Origin of the sequence: Streptomyces sp. JW3 (assembly GCF_052216785.1) — a bacterium.
Classification (GTDB): domain Bacteria; phylum Actinomycetota; class Actinomycetes; order Streptomycetales; family Streptomycetaceae; genus Streptomyces.
On the sequence record NZ_JBQOUX010000158.1, the window covers coordinates 1 to 14,516 of the forward strand.

Below are 14,516 nucleotides of genomic sequence, written 5' to 3' on the forward strand. Positions count from 1 at the left end.
GCCATCCGCATACCTCATGACGAGGATGTAGCACCGCCAACGCCCGCTGTCACCCCAACCTTTCAACCTCAGCGGCAGCGGGACGCAACAAGGAACCATTTACCAACAGTGTCCGGTCGGCGGGGCCCCTTCTCACCTCAAATCCTCCTGCTCAGTCCTCGTACGCGTCCAGCGGCGGGCAGGAGCAGACCAGGTTCCGGTCCCCGAAGGCCTGGTCGATACGGCGCACCGGCGGCCAGTACTTGTCGGCCGCCGACACCCCGGCCGGGAAGACGGCCTCCTCGCGGGTGTACCCGTGGGCCCACTCCGCACCGAGCGCGGCGGCGGTGTGCGGGGCGCCCCGCAGCGGGTTGTCGTCGGCGGACCATTCGCCCGAGCCGACCTTCTCGATCTCCGCGCGGATGGCGATCATCGCGTCGCAGAACCGGTCCAGTTCGGTCAGGTCCTCGGACTCGGTCGGCTCGATCATCAGCGTGCCGGCCACCGGGAAAGACATCGTCGGCGCGTGGAAGCCGTAGTCGATCAGCCGCTTGGCGACGTCGTCGACGCTCACGCCGGTCGCCTTGGTCAGCGGCCGCAGGTCGATGACGCACTCGTGCGCGACCAGCCCGCCCGGACCCGTGTACAGCACCGGGTAGTGCGGCTCCAGGCGCTTGGCGACGTAGTTGGCGGAGAGCACCGCGACCTGGGTGGCCCGCTTCAGCCCCTCGCCGCCCATCAGACGCACGTACGCCCAGGAGATGGGCAGAATGCCTGCCGAGCCCCAGGGAGCCGCCGAGACCGGTCCCACACCCGTCTGCGGACCGGCCGCGGGCTGGAGCGGGTGGTTGGGCAGGTACGGCGCGAGGTGCGAGCGTACGGCGACCGGGCCGACGCCGGGACCGCCGCCGCCGTGCGGGATGCAGAACGTCTTGTGCAGGTTGAGGTGCGAGACGTCGCCGCCGAAGTGCCCCGGCTCGGCGAGCCCCACCAGGGCGTTGAGGTTGGCGCCGTCCACGTACACCTGGCCGCCCGCCTCGTGCACGGCCGCGCAGATGTCGGCGACATGCGCCTCGAACACACCGTGCGTGGAGGGGTAGGTGATCATCAGCACCGCCAGCTCGTCGCGGTACTGCTCGATCCTGGCCCGCAGGTCCTCGACGTCGACCTCGCCGTCCTCGGCGGTCTTGACCACGACCACCTTCATCCCGGCCATCACGGCGCTGGCGGCGTTGGTCCCGTGCGCGGACGACGGAATCAGACACACCGTCCGCTGCTCGTCCCCGTTGGCCCGGTGGTACCCGCGTACGGCGAGCAGTCCGGCCAGCTCGCCCTGCGACCCGGCGTTGGGCTGGAGCGAGACGTTGTCGTACCCGGTGACCTCGGCCAGCCGCTCCTCCAGCTCCCGGATCAGGGTGAGGTAGCCCTGTGCCTGCTCGGCGGGGGCGAAGGGGTGCAGCTGCCCGAACTCGGGCCAGGTCACCGGCTCCATCTCGGTGGTCGCGTTGAGCTTCATGGTGCAGGAGCCCAGCGGGATCATGCCGCGGTCCAGCGCGTAGTCCCGGTCGGCCAGGCGGCGCAGGTAGCGCAGCATCGCGGTCTCGGAGCGGTGCTGATGAAAGACCGGGTGGGTGAGGAACTCGTCGGTGCGCAGCAGCCCGGCCGGCAGCGCGTCGGCGGCCGCCGCGTCCAGCGCCTCGATGTCGCCCTCGACCCCGAACGCGTTCCACACGCCGCCCACCTGGGCCCGCGTCGTGGTCTCGTCGCAGGCCATCGAGACCTGGTCGGCGTCGACGAGGCGCAGGTTGACGCCGTTCTGCCGGGCCGCGGCGACGATCTCGGCGGCCCGTCCGGGCACCCGGGCGGTGACCGTGTCGAAGTAGTCGCCGTGCACGATCTCGACCCCGCCGTCCGCGAGACCGGCGGCGAGGATCGCGGCGTACCGGTGGGTGCGCCGGGCGATGCCGCGCAGCCCGTCCGGCCCGTGGTAGACGGCGTACATCCCGGCCATCACGGCGAGCAGCACCTGCGCGGTGCAGATGTTGCTGGTGGCCTTCTCGCGGCGGATGTGCTGCTCACGGGTCTGGAGCGCCAGCCGGTAGGCCCGGTTCCCGTCCGCGTCCACCGAGACACCCACCAGCCGCCCGGGCAGGCTGCGCGCCATCTTCTCCTGGACCGCCAGGTAGCCGGCGTGCGGTCCGCCGAACCCCATCGGCACCCCGAACCGCTGCGTGGTGCCCACCGCGATGTCGGCGCCCAGCTCCCCGGGCGACTTCAGCAGGGTCAGCGCCAGCAGGTCGGCGGCGACGGTGACCAGCGCGCCCAGCTCGTGCGCCCGGTCGATGACCGGCTTGATGTCCCGTACCGCACCGGAGGCACCCGGGTACTGGAGCAGGACCCCGTTGATCTCCCGCTCGGCGACCTCGGCCGGGATGCCGTCGCTGAGGTCGGCGACGACCACCTCGACCCCGGTCGGCTCGGCCCGGGTCCGGATCACGGCGATGGTCTGCGGCAGCGCGTCCGCGTCGACCAGGAACAGGCCCTTCTTGTTCTTCCCCATCCGCCGCGACAGCGCCATCGCCTCGGCGGCCGCGGTGCCCTCGTCCAGCAGCGAGGCCCCGGAGGTGGGCAGACCGGTCAGGTCGGCCACCATCGTCTGGAAGTTGAGCAGCGCCTCCAGCCGGCCCTGCGAGATCTCCGGCTGGTACGGCGTGTACGCGGTGTACCAGGCCGGGTTCTCCATGACGTTGCGCAGGATGACCGGCGGCGTGAAGGTGCCGTAGTAGCCGAGCCCGATCATCGAGTCGAGCACCTGGTTGCGGTCGGCGAGCGAGCGCAGCTCGGCCAGTACCTCGGCCTCCGTGCGCCCCTGGGGCAGATCCAGCGCGCCGGCGCTCCTGATCACCTCGGGCACGGCGGCGGCGGTCAGCTCGTCGAGCGAGCCGTACCCGACCTGGGCCAGCATCTTGGCCCGGGCTTCCTGGTCGGGGCCGATGTGGCGCTGCTCGAACGGAATGCCCTGTTCGAGCTCGGCGAGCGGGGTGCGCGGCGTGGGATGGGCGGTCATTGCGGAGGCCTCCTGGTCTGACGCGACCTGCGAGGGGCACCATGGCGCGGGTGCCCGGACGGCCTCCCCCTCTGTCATCTCGACCTGAGAGCTTCACCGGGATCCTGTCGGGCCGTCCCGGCTTTCACCGTCGGTGAGAGCGGAAGCCGTCGACACCCGCCCTGCTTTCCAGAGTGACCTCGTCCGTGCGGTACGTGAGCCTGAGAGATTCCGGGGAGGAGTTGCTCCTTCGGCGCCTCCGGTGTAACCGGAGGACTCTCCCGCACGGGGTCAGCAGCCGTTTGCCAGCGTACCAGCGACCCCCACGCACGGTCTTTCGAGTGGCCGCACAGCCAAATGTGCTCTTTTGTAGTGCTTACGGATGATGGACCGGATGGTTGGCGACCACCTGGAGGGCCCGTGCGTACCGACATCGATCCCCGCAACCTGATCGGCCGCAAGGCGTTCGACCGCAACGGCACGAGGATCGGCACCGTCGACGAGGTCTACCTCGACGACGCCACCGGCATACCCGAATGGGCGGCCATACGCACCGGCCTGTTCAGCCGGGACGCCTTCGTCCCCCTGGAACCCAGCGAACTGGTCGACGGCACGCTGCGGGTGCCCTTCGACCGCGCGCTGATCAAGGAGGCCCCCGACTTCGGCGTCGGCCGCCACCTCTCCCCGGAACAGGAACTCCAGCTCTACCACCACTACGGCCTCGACATCGCCGCCCCGCCCGCCTTCCCCGACCACGACTTCGGCCACCTGGCGGGCCAGGAGGAACCCAGCTGAGGCGAGACGGGCCCAACACCCCCCGAAAACGCCTCCTGCGCACCCCGCGCCCCGCGGGAAAGACTGTCCCCTGCCCCCTGCCCCTGCCCCCGTCCCCCGCTCACCGCTCACCGCTCACCGCTCACCGCTCACCGGGATCCGAGCCCCGCCGGCACACCCGGCGATTGCTCCCCACCCCGCCCGTCCCGCGCGTGACCGGCACCCCACACCTCCTCCCGCCTCACCTGAGCCGCATCGCCCGGCTGTCCCCGCACCGCCGCGCAGCGCCCCGTACCGCGACCGCGGTCACCCCGCCCCACCCACCGGCTCGACCGGTCCGGCCGCGGCGTCCCCCGGTCTTCGTTCCACCAATGGCAGCGGCTCCGCCGGCTCCAGTTCCGGGTCGTCGGTCCGGAACGTCCGTACCCGTCCCGGCCGGGTCGACAACGGCGTCTCGAACCGCACCGTGACCCGCCCCAGACCACTGCCCTGCACCCACCCGTGCCCGTACACCGCGTGCCGTACGTCGTGCCCCGAGGGCCAGCGGCGCTCGGCGGGCGCGATCTCCGGCTCGGCGGACGCGGCCCGGTCGCCCCCCTCCGCCGCCCCCGAAAGCCCCGTGGCCCCCGCCTGCTCCGCCTCCTCCTGCGCCCCCGCCCGCTCCCCCGCCGCCTGCGCGAACAGGTCCTCCTGCGTGTAGTCGGCGAGCCCAGTGACCCCCACGCCGAGCAGCCGCACCCCGCCGGTGGTGTCCACGGCGTCCAGGAGCCGCGCCGCCGCCTCCGCGACCACCGCCGGGTCGTCCGTGGGCCCGCGCAGCGTCTCGGACCGGGTCAGGGTGGAGAAGTCGTAGCGCCGTACCTTCAGCACGATGGTGCGCCCGGACAGCCCGGCCCCGCGCAGCCGCCCCACACACCGGCCGGCCAGCCGCCGCACCTCGAGACCGACCCGGGTCCGGTCGTGGATGTCGACGTCGTAGGTGTCCTCCACCGACACCGACTTGGTCTCCCGCTCGGCCACCACGGGCCGCTCGTCGTGCGCCAGCGCCATCGCGTACAGCGCGTGTCCGTGCGCCTTGCCCAGCAGCCGGACCAGTTCGTCCTCGCCCGCCTCGGCGAGTTCGCCGACCGTGGTCATCCCGGCCCGCCGCAGGTGGTCACCGGTCGCCGGTCCCACCCCGGGCAGAATCCGCACCGACAGCGGCGCGAGCAGCCGGCGCTCGGTGCCCGGCTCGATCAGCACCAGCCCGTCCGGCTTGGCGTCCTCGGAGGCGATCTTGGCGAGCATCTTGGAGGCGGCCAGCCCCACCGACCCCGTCAGTCCGGTGACGGCCCGGATGTCCTCCCGCAGCCGGATGCCGGCCAGCCGGGCCGACTGGGCGTCCCAGGCGGTCCCGCCGGCCTCCAGGTCCACGAACGCCTCGTCCAGGCTCAGCGGCTCCACCAGCGGGGACAGCGCCCGCAGCAGCCCCATCACCTGCTCGCTGACCGACCGGTAGAGCTGGAAGCGCGGCACGAGATAGGCGGCGTTGGGCGCGAGCCGCCGGGCCTGGGCCATGGGCATCGCCGAGTGGACACCGAAGACCCGGGCCTCGTACGAGGCCGTGGCCACCACGCCGCGCGGCCCCAGCCCGCCCACGACCACGGCCTTCCCGCGCAGGCTCGGCTTGGACGCCTGCTCCACCGAGGCGAAGAAGGCGTCCATGTCGAGATGCAGGATCGTGGGCGCGGTTCTCACATCTCCGATGCTGCCCTACGCCACTGACAACGCGCCCGCACGCCCGGCACGGCGGGGCCCGGACGCGCTCAGACCGCCCGGTTGCGCCGCCGGGCCAGTTCGTCCGCCGGATTGTTCCCGACCAGGGTCTCGCCGGTGTCGACCCGCTCCCCGTGCAACTGCGACAGGGCGCTCTCCACGTCCCGCCACACCACCCCGACGGCGATCCCGAAGATCCCCTGACCGCCCTGGAGCAGGGCGTGCACCTCGTCCGGCGAAGTGCACTCGTAGACGGTGGCACCGTCGCTCATCAGCGTCATCCGCTCCAGGTCGCGAAAACCGCCCTCCCTGAGATGCTGCACGGTGGTCCGGATGTTCTGGAGCGACACACCCGTGTCGAGGAACCGCTTGACGATCTTCAGTACGACCACGTCGCGGAAGCTGTACAGCCGCTGGGTGCCGGACCCGTGGGCCGGCCGCACGCTGGGTTCGACCAGTTTGGTACGGGCCCAGTAGTCGAGTTGCCGATAGGTGATCCCGGCGGCCGCGCAGGCCGTGGGCCCCCGGTAGCCGATCTGCTCGGACGCCATGGACGCCGCCCCTCCGCCGCTCGGCACCACCGCAGGTCGCCGCGGGGCGTGGTCGGCCGTACCACCGGGCTGCGGGTATCCGCCGCCCGGGCGAATCCGAGAACCCTCGGGAGAGTACGGAGCACCGGCTCCGAGACCGCGTGCGGGAGCACGTCCCACCGTACCGTCGCCGCTGCTTCTCACGCCGACCTCCGTCCTTGACCTGCCTCCTCGAAGGTAGGCAGTCACCAAGGGTGCGTCAACGATCGCCACACTCGGCACGCCGAGTGATAATCACCCTAAGAGTGGTTTGCCGTGTCCCCTCGCCGGGAAAGGCTAGCCGAATATCCGTTTTCGGACGGCCGTCACTGATTGCTGCTGCCGAAGTCCTCGGGCGAGATCTGGTCGAGGAACTCGCGGAACTTCTCCACCTCGTCCTCCTGCTCGTCCGGGATCGCGATACCGGCGTCGTCCAGCACCGTGTCACTGCCGAAGATCGGCGTACCGGTGCGCAGCGCCAGCGCTATGGCGTCGGACGGCCGCGCGCTCACCTCGACCCCGCTGGCGAAGACCAGCTCGGCGTAGAAGACCCCTTCCCGCAGGTCGGTGATGCGCACTTCGGTGAGCTCCTGGCCGACGGCTTCCAGCACGTCCTTGAACAGGTCGTGGGTCAGCGGCCGTGCGGGAGCCATGCCCTGCTGGGCGAAGGCGATCGCCGTCGCCTCCCCGGGACCGATCCAGATGGGGAGGTAGCGGTCTCCTCCCACTTCACGCAGCAGCACGATCGGTTGGTTGGAGGGCATCTCGACCCGGACACCTACGACATCGAGCTCGTTCACACAGCAACCCTAGGCCGTGCCCGGGACGTTTGGGTAGTCGGGCCGGGAACGGGTGACCGATCCGGGCTCCGCCTCACGGCAGCCGCACCCCGAGGGCGGTCTGCACCAGAGCGGCGTGCAGCTTCACCGCGAGCCCCGCCAGCTCCTTGGTACGGGCCTCCGCGTGCGCCCTGGTCTGCGGGTTCCGGTGCCGTTTGAGCGGGGCCACCACCTGGTCCACCAGCCCGGCCTCCCGGTCGGCGGCGGCCTTCATCACCCTCAGGTGCCGCGGTTCGATCCCGAACCGTCCCAGCTCGACCACGAGGGTGGCCACGGTGGCCGTCTCCGCGTCGTAGGCCCCGTCCGGCAGCGGGGCGATCAGGCCGTACGCCTCCCACTCGTCGAGCTGCCGCTCCTCTATGCCGACCGCGGCGAGCAGCTCCGCCCGCCCGATCCGGGCCGCGGCCGCCGCCGCGACAGGCTCCGGCAGCGATTCGCCCGCCTCGCGCTGCCGCCCCACGGTCGGCAGCGGCACCGCCTCGCCGCGCTCCATGGCGTCCAGGTGCTCGCGGATCACCTTGAGCGGCAGATAGTGGTCGCGCTGCATTCGCAGCACGTGCCCGAGGCGCTCGACGTCCCGGGCGCTGAACTTGCGGTACCCGGCGGGGGTCCGCCGCGGATCGACGAGCCCCTCCGACTCCAGGAACCGGATCTTCGAGATCGTGATGTCGGGAAACTCGTCACGCAGCACGTTCAGCACCGCGCCGATGCTCAGCAGTCCGTCCGCGGCGGCGGTGCCGTGACCGGCACCACCGCTCGGTGTTTGCAGCATGGCCCTTCCCTGGGGATCTCCCCGGACGGAGCCCGGGGCGGCTCAGTAGCCCCGCTGGCTCGCGTAGAACACCAGCCGGTACTTGCCGATCTGCACCTCGTCGCCGTTGGACAGGGCGACCTCGTCGATCCGCTCGCGGTTGACGTACGTGCCGTTCAGGCTGCCCACGTCGGCGACCGTGAACGACCCGTCCGGCTGCCGGCGGAACTCCACGTGCCGACGGGAGACCGTGACGTCGTCCAGGAAGATGTCGCTCTGCGGGTGCCGTCCGGCCGTGGTCAGCTCACCGTCCAACAGGAACCGGCTGCCCGAGTTCGGACCCCGGCGCACGACCAGCAGCGCGGACCCCAGCGGCAGCGCCTCCACGGCGGCCTGCGCCTCCGGGGACAGCGTCGGCATCTGCGTCTGCCCGGTGACCTCGGCGTCGTACGCCTCCAGACCGGAGATCGAGATCGTGGACGTCGTCTCCGAGGGACGCTCCGCGTGCGCCCCGGACCGCAGCGGCGCGCCGCAGTTGGAGCAGAAGCGGCTGTTCTCCGCGTTGCGGTTACCGCACCTCGTACACACCAGGGCCGACATGGACGGATCCTCCTGCGGCGGCTGCCCCGCCGGGGCGTTGGACGCGTACGGACCGGGGCCGAACCCTGAACCCGTACTTGAGGTCGACGGTTGCCCGAAACCTATGCCGCCGGGCTGCGCAGGGTCAACAGACGGCGCGCCCTGACCACCCACCTGGTCGCGGAAGAGCGGACGCCCACCCTCCGCGTCGGGCTGCGCGCGATGGCGAGCGGTCGCGTTCTCGCCGCTCTCTCGCGCGCTCTTGCCGAACAACTTCGCAAACAACTTCACGGGCGATTCCCCTTGACCGAAACAGACCCGCCCGTGGGGCAGGACGAACCCTGACTGAACGTACTGGCCGACCCGGACATCCTGACAACGTCCGTCTCCACCAGACAGTTTCCACCACGCACCACCCATTCGGTGCGCCGACCCCCCGCAAGCTCATGCCCCCGCCGGACAGCGCCCATGCGCCCTCGGTTCACTCGGAGGACGACCGAGCGTAGTCAGGCCGCTTCGCCGCTCGCAAGGCGTCCACGACGATCTTGCTCGACCGCTCAACAGTAGCGGTGGCCTGTTCCTTCTCCAGAGTCTGCACCACTCCCCCAGGGATGTTGAGCGCGGGCTCGAGGTCCTGCGGCTTCCCGATGACCTTGAAACGATAGGGCGCGTCGATCTTGTTCCCGTCGACGCTCACGCCGTCGTCGGAGTCCGTCAGATAGGTACCGGCGACCACCCGTACGCCGTTGACCTGGATGGCCTCCGCGCCGGCGGCGCGCAGTTCCTGGATCGCGTCGAGCAGCATGTCCGCCTCGACCGATCCCTTCGGGTCCGCGATCGTCATCGTGATCCCCGGCCCCTGCGCGGCCACCGTGCCCGCCAGGACGCCGAGTTGCCGCTCCTTCTCGATCGTCTGCTTACGGGCCTCCTCGGCCTGGTCCGAGCTGTTCTCCAGCTCGTCCCGCTGCGCCTCGAGACCCTGCTTCTCGTCCTGAAGACGTTGCGTACGGTCATCGAGTTCATCGAGGATGCGGACCAGATCCTCCTGCCGGGCGCCGCGCAGCGCGCTGTCCCCGTCGCTGTTGGACGCCACCTGTACGGCCAGGCCGAAGCCGAGCCCGAACAGCAGCAGGGCGACGATCAGTTGGGCCCGGGTCACCCGCGGCGGCCACAGCCCCTGCACCAGCCGTTGCCGTCCGGTCGTCCCGGGCTCCGGCCGCGCGGCCGGACGCTGGCTCGGGGCCGGCACCGAGCCAGGCGCCACCTCTTCGGGCAGTTCTGCGCGGAGCCGGTGCTCCGCCCGTTCGTCCTTGCCGCTCATCGGTCTCACGCCCGGAACACGTGCCGGCGGATGGCCGCGGCGTTGGAGAAGATCCGGATGCCGAGGACGACCACGACACCGGTGGACAGCTGGGCGCCGACGCCCAACTTGTCGCCCAGGAAGACGATCAGCGCGGCCACCACCACGTTCGACAGGAACGACACCACGAAGACCTTGTCGTCGAAGATGCCGTCGAGCATGGCCCGCAGCCCGCCGAACACGGCGTCCAGCGCCGCGACCACGGCGATCGGCAGATAAGGCTCGACGGCGGCCGGAACCTCCGGCCGGACCAGCAAGCCGGCCACGACTCCCACGACGAGGCCCAGTACGGCGATCACGTTGTGCCCTTCTCGGTTTTCGGTTGTGCGGTTCGTACGATCACACTCGGCGCGGCCGGCAGCCGGAGGTCGTCCTCCGTGGAGATACCGGTCCGGATGCCGTAGTTCTCCTCCAGGGCGTTCAGATACAGCCCGTCGGCGCTGTTCTGGAACGTGCTGCTGAGCTGTTGCCCGTCGCCCACGGCGAGCACCGTGTAGGGCGGCACCAGCGGCCTGTTGTCGACCAGTATCGCGTCGCCCGCGGCCCTGATCGCGGAGAGCGCGGTCAGCCGCTGCCCGTTGATGGAGACCGCCTCGGCGCCCGCGGCCCACAGTCCGTTGACCACCCGCTGCATGTCCCGGTCGCGCACCCGGCCGGTGTCGGAGAACCCGGAGGTTCCGCGCGGTGTGCCGTCGCCGCCCGTGGAGGCGTCCTTGGCGTCGTTCACCACGAGCTTCACCCCGGGTCCGTGCACGGCGACGGCCCCGGACAGCACCCCGACCAGCTCGCCCCGGTCGCCGTCTCCGGTGTGCTGGAGCGCCTCGCGCTGGCGGGCGCCCACGTCCTCGCGCAGGGCGTCGACGTCGTCCTCAAGGTCGTCCGCCGCCGAGGTCTCCTGGTCGATGCGGTCGATCAGTTCCTCGCGCTCCTTGGCGGCGGCCGGGGCCGCGACGCGCGCCTGGGCGGCTCCGACGGTCACCACCAGGGCGGCCAGCACCAGCCCGGCGGCCAGGCCCAGCTTGGCCCGCAGGGTTTTGGGCAGGCCGCCGGTGCCCGCGGCCCGCTTGCGTGCCGCCGCCTCGGCGTAACCGTCGTCGAGGCTGTGGTCCATGACGTTGGTGAGCAACGACATGGACGCGTCCGGACGTGTGGGCCGCGTGGCTGTGCTCCGAACGGGGGGTTGCTGCGGCATGCCGCACATCGTCGCACGCCGCCGCCCCTGCTTCCGAACGGCCCCACCGGCGTGCCGGACAGGCCCCCTTGGGGGCACTTGTCCGGCACGCGCGCGTACTGCGGTTTTTACCGGCCGGCGCTGTCCACGACCGCCGACCACTCGTCGAGCAGTGCCTGCGCGGAGGCGTCGTCGGGACCCTCGGCCCACAGGTGGGTGGCCGCCTCGGCCGGGTCGGGCAGCACCATGACCCAGCGCCCGTCGGCCTCCACGACCCGTACCCCGTCGGTGGTGTCCACGGAGCGGTCTCCCGCCTCCTCCACGACGCGGCGCATGACAAGCCCCTTGACCGCCCACGGGGTCGCCAGATCACGCCTGAGCACGTGCGCCCGCGGAATCCGGGCGTCGATCTGGCTCAGCGTGAGCTGCGTGCGCGCCACCAGCCCGATCAGCCGTACGAAGGCCGCGGTGCCGTCGTAGACGCTGCTGAACTCCGGGACGATGAAGCCGCCCTTGCCGTCACCGCCGAAGATGGTCCCTTCCTCGCCGCCGACCCGGGTGAGGTCGTCGGGAGAAGTGGTCGTCCACTCCACCTGGGTGCCGTGGTACGCCGCCACCTGCTCGGCGATCCGGGTGGTGGTCACCGGCAGCGCCACCCGCCCGCTGCGCCGCTCGGCGGCGATCAGGTCGAGCATCACCAGCAGCGCCCGGTCGTCCTCGATGATCCGGCCCTTCTCGTCGACGAGCGACAGCCGCTCCCCGACCGGGTCGAACCGCACTCCGAACGCGGCCCGCGAGGACGCCACGATCTCCCCGAGCCGTACCAGCCCGGACCGCCGCATGTCGGCCGACTCGGTCGGCCGGGACTCGTCGAGCCCGGGGTTGATGGTCAGCGAGTCGACGCCCAGCTTGCCGAGCAGACTGGGCAGCACCAGCCCCGCACTGCCGTTGGAGGCGTCGACCACGACCTTCAGCCCCGACTCGGCGATGCCCGCCGTGTCGACGTTGCGCAGCAGCGACCCGGTGTACGAGTCGAACACGCTGGACGGGAAGTGCAGGTCACCGATCTCGCCGGGGAACGCCCGCCGGTACTCCTGCCTGGCGAAGACCCGGTCCAGCTTCCGCTGGCTGCCCTGCGACAGGTCGGCGCCCTGGCTGTCGAAGAACATGATGTCGACCGAGTCCGGCACCCCGGGCGTGGTACGGATCATGATGCCGCCGGCGCTGCCCCGCGCGGTCTGCTGCCGTGCCACCGGCAGCGGTACGTTCTCCAGGTCCCGTACGTCGATGGCGCTGGCCTGCAACGCTGAGATGACCGCGCGCTTGAGCGCACGGGCGCCTCGGGAGTGGTCGCGGGCCGTGGTGACGGTCGACCCCTTTTTGAGGGTCGTCGCATAGGCACCGGCCAGCCGCACGGCCAGTTCCGGAGTGATCTCGACGTTCAGAATGCCGGAGACCCCTCTGGCGCCGAACAGGTGCGCCTGCCCCCGCGACTCCCAGATCACCGAGGTGTTGACGAACGCGCCGGCCTCGACGGTCTTGAACGGGTAGACCCGCACGTTGCCCTGAACGATCGATTCTTCACCGACCAGGCACTCGTCGCCGATGACCGCGCCGTCCTCGATCCGCGCCGCGCGCATGATGTCGGTGTTCTTGCCGACGACGCAGCCGCGCAGGTTGCTGTGCGGGCCGACGTACACGTTGTCGTGCACGACGGCCTTGTGCAGGAAGGCGCCGCTCTTGACGACGACGTTGGAGCCGATGACGGTGTGTTCCCGGATCTCGGCGCCGGCCTCGACCTTGGCGTAGTCGCCCACGTAGAGCGGCCCTCGGAGTACGGCGTCGGGATGCACCTCGGCGCCTTCGGCCACCCACACTCCGGGCGAGAGTTCGAAGCCGTCGATGTCGACGTCGACCTTGCCCTCCAGGACGTCCGCCTGGGCCTTCACATAGCTCTCGTGGGTACCGACGTCCTCCCAGTACCCCTCGGCGATGTAGCCGTAGATCGGCTTGCCTTCCTTCATCAGCTGCGGGAAGACATCACCGGACCAGTCGACGGAGACGTCGGCCTCGACATAGTCGAAGACCTCGGGCTCCATGACATAGATACCGGTGTTCACGGTGTCCGAGAAGACCTGACCCCAGGTCGGCTTCTCCAGGAAGCGTTCGACCTTGCCGTCCTCGTCGACGATGGTGATACCGAATTCAAGGGGATTGGGTACGCGCGTCAGGCATACGGTGACGAGCGCGCCCTTCTCCTTGTGGAAATTGACCAGCTCGGTGAGGTCGAAGTCGGTCAGCGCATCGCCGGAGATGACGAGGAAGGCATCGTCCTTCAACGCCTCTTCGGCGTTCTTGACGCTTCCGGCGGTACCGAGTGGCTTCTCCTCATTGGCATAGGTGAGCTCCATTCCGAGCTCTTCACCGTCACCGAAGTAGTTCTTGACCAGGGAGGCCAGGAACTGCACGGTCACGACGGTCTCGTTGAGCCCATGCCTTTTGAGCAGCCGCAGAACGTGCTCCATGATCGGCCGGTTGGCCACCGGCAGGAGCGGCTTGGGCATGCTTGAGGTCATGGGACGAAGGCGTGTGCCTTCGCCTCCGGCCATCACGACGGCCTTCATGTCGGAAGCGTCCTCCTCTAAGAGACGACGGTCTGACCGACTTCACCCGCCTCGATTGTCCCGCACTTTTCCAGCGCGGGCCATCGGGGCCGCTACGGCCGCACAGTGGGCGAGTTCAATCGGCCATGGTGTCCGCGCGGACCAAGCGGCGGACCTGAACCATGTAGAGGACTCCTGCCCACCAGTACAGGGTTGTACCCCATCCGGCGAACGCCCATCCGAAAATAGCAGCGAGTGACGAGATCCATCCGCTGCCGTCACTGAGCAGCAGCAGCGGGAAGGCGTACATCAAGTTGAACGTCGCCGCCTTCCCCAGGAAGTTCACCTGCGGCGGCGGATAGCCGTGCCGTCTGAGGATGCCCACCATGACCAGCAGGACCAGCTCACGCGCGAGCAGTACCGCGGTCAGCCACAGCGGGAGAATCTCCCGCCAGGTCAGGCCGACCAGCGTGGACAGGATGTAGAGCCGGTCCGCCGCGGGGTCCAGCAGCCGGCCGAGGCTGCTGATCTGGTTCCAGCGCCGGGCGAGCTTGCCGTCCAGGTAGTCGCTGACGCCGCTGAGCGCCAGCACCAGCAGCGCCCAGCCGTCACTCTTGGGGCCGCCGAACTCGGGCCTGAGGATCAGCCACAGGAAGAGGGGCACGCCGACGAGGCGGGCCATGCTGAGGATGTTCGGGATGGTGAGGACCCGGTCAGTCTGGACGCGGGTCTCCTGGACCTCCACCCGGGGGCCTCCTGGTTGAAATAAGCCAACAATGCCCCCTGACCTTACCTCAACGCAAAAAAGCTCTGGCCCTCGGGCGGTCTGCCCAAGAGCCAGAGCTCTAAAAGGAGTTCGGCGGCGTCCTACTCTCCCACAGGGTCCCCCCTGCAGTACCATCGGCGCTGTAAGGCTTAGCTTCCGGGTTCGAAATGTAACCGGGCGTTTCCCCTACGCTATGACCACCGAAACACTATGAAACACAACCAACCGCTCTGAACCAGCAGCGGGGCTGTTCGTGGTTTCAGAACCAACACAGTGGACGCGAGCAACTGAGGACAAGCCCTCGGCCTATTAGTACCAGTCAAC

Annotated in this window: 12 protein-coding genes, 1 rRNA gene and 1 riboswitch; of the genes, 1 reads left to right on the forward strand and 12 read right to left on the reverse strand. The window is 70.1% G+C overall.

The window, feature by feature from the left end; translation table 11 throughout:
- Positions 1–151: 151 nt before the first annotated feature.
- Positions 152–3,046, reverse strand: coding sequence for an aminomethyl-transferring glycine dehydrogenase (gene gcvP / locus ACTT8P_RS36040; RefSeq protein ID WP_442836021.1), 2,895 nt, complete (start codon positions 3,044–3,046; stop codon positions 152–154).
- Between the two features lie 178 nt (positions 3,047–3,224).
- Positions 3,225–3,319: riboswitch (glycine riboswitch) on the reverse strand.
- A 126-nt stretch (positions 3,320–3,445) separates the two neighbouring features.
- Between gcvP and ACTT8P_RS36045 the strand changes: the two genes are divergently transcribed.
- Positions 3,446–3,820 (forward strand): PRC-barrel domain-containing protein, encoded by a 375-nt coding sequence (locus ACTT8P_RS36045; RefSeq protein WP_442836022.1) that lies wholly within the window; start codon positions 3,446–3,448, stop codon positions 3,818–3,820.
- A 285-nt stretch (positions 3,821–4,105) separates the two neighbouring features.
- On the opposite strand, the gene ACTT8P_RS36050 is transcribed toward ACTT8P_RS36045, so the two are convergent.
- The 11 genes from ACTT8P_RS36050 to rrf form a co-directional block, all read right to left on the reverse strand.
- Entirely contained in the window at positions 4,106–5,536 is a 1,431-nt protein-coding gene (locus ACTT8P_RS36050; protein WP_442836023.1) for a DNA polymerase IV, read from the reverse strand.
- Positions 5,537–5,604: 68 nt separating this feature from the next.
- Positions 5,605–6,288 carry a MerR family transcriptional regulator gene (locus tag ACTT8P_RS36055; protein WP_442836024.1) on the reverse strand — a complete coding sequence of 228 codons (684 nt, stop codon included), beginning with the start codon at positions 6,286–6,288 and terminating at the stop codon, positions 5,605–5,607.
- 161 nt (positions 6,289–6,449) lie between these two features.
- On the reverse strand, positions 6,450–6,923 hold the full coding sequence (locus tag ACTT8P_RS36060) for a bifunctional nuclease family protein (protein WP_188183535.1): 474 nt from the start codon (positions 6,921–6,923) through the stop codon (positions 6,450–6,452).
- A 73-nt stretch (positions 6,924–6,996) separates the two neighbouring features.
- A complete protein-coding gene (ftsR, locus tag ACTT8P_RS36065) occupies positions 6,997–7,734 on the reverse strand; it encodes a transcriptional regulator FtsR (protein WP_442836025.1) in 738 nt (245 codons plus the stop codon).
- A 42-nt stretch (positions 7,735–7,776) separates the two neighbouring features.
- Positions 7,777–8,712 carry an FHA domain-containing protein gene (locus ACTT8P_RS36070; RefSeq protein ID WP_442836026.1) on the reverse strand — a complete coding sequence of 312 codons (936 nt, stop codon included), beginning with the start codon at positions 8,710–8,712 and terminating at the stop codon, positions 7,777–7,779.
- Between the two features lie 61 nt (positions 8,713–8,773).
- Complete coding sequence (locus ACTT8P_RS36075) at positions 8,774–9,613, reverse strand: DUF881 domain-containing protein (protein WP_442836027.1); 840 nt, start codon at positions 9,611–9,613, stop codon at positions 8,774–8,776.
- 5 nt (positions 9,614–9,618) lie between these two features.
- Complete coding sequence (locus ACTT8P_RS36080) at positions 9,619–9,951, reverse strand: small basic family protein (protein ID WP_003977440.1); 333 nt, start codon at positions 9,949–9,951, stop codon at positions 9,619–9,621.
- Positions 9,948–10,784: a DUF881 domain-containing protein gene (locus ACTT8P_RS36085; RefSeq protein ID WP_442836028.1), complete on the reverse strand. Its 837-nt coding sequence runs from the start codon at positions 10,782–10,784 to the stop codon at positions 9,948–9,950. Before ACTT8P_RS36085 ends, ACTT8P_RS36080 begins: the two co-directional genes overlap by 4 nt.
- A 167-nt stretch (positions 10,785–10,951) precedes the next feature.
- Positions 10,952–13,447, reverse strand: a complete 2,496-nt coding sequence (locus ACTT8P_RS36090; RefSeq protein WP_442836029.1) for a sugar phosphate nucleotidyltransferase — start codon at positions 13,445–13,447, stop codon at positions 10,952–10,954.
- Positions 13,448–13,562: 115 nt separating this feature from the next.
- On the reverse strand, positions 13,563–14,171 hold the full coding sequence (locus ACTT8P_RS36095) for a CDP-alcohol phosphatidyltransferase family protein (protein WP_403544566.1): 609 nt from the start codon (positions 14,169–14,171) through the stop codon (positions 13,563–13,565).
- A gap of 109 nt (positions 14,172–14,280) precedes the next feature.
- Positions 14,281–14,397 (reverse strand): 5S ribosomal RNA (gene rrf, locus ACTT8P_RS36100).
- Positions 14,398–14,516 lie beyond the last annotated feature (119 nt).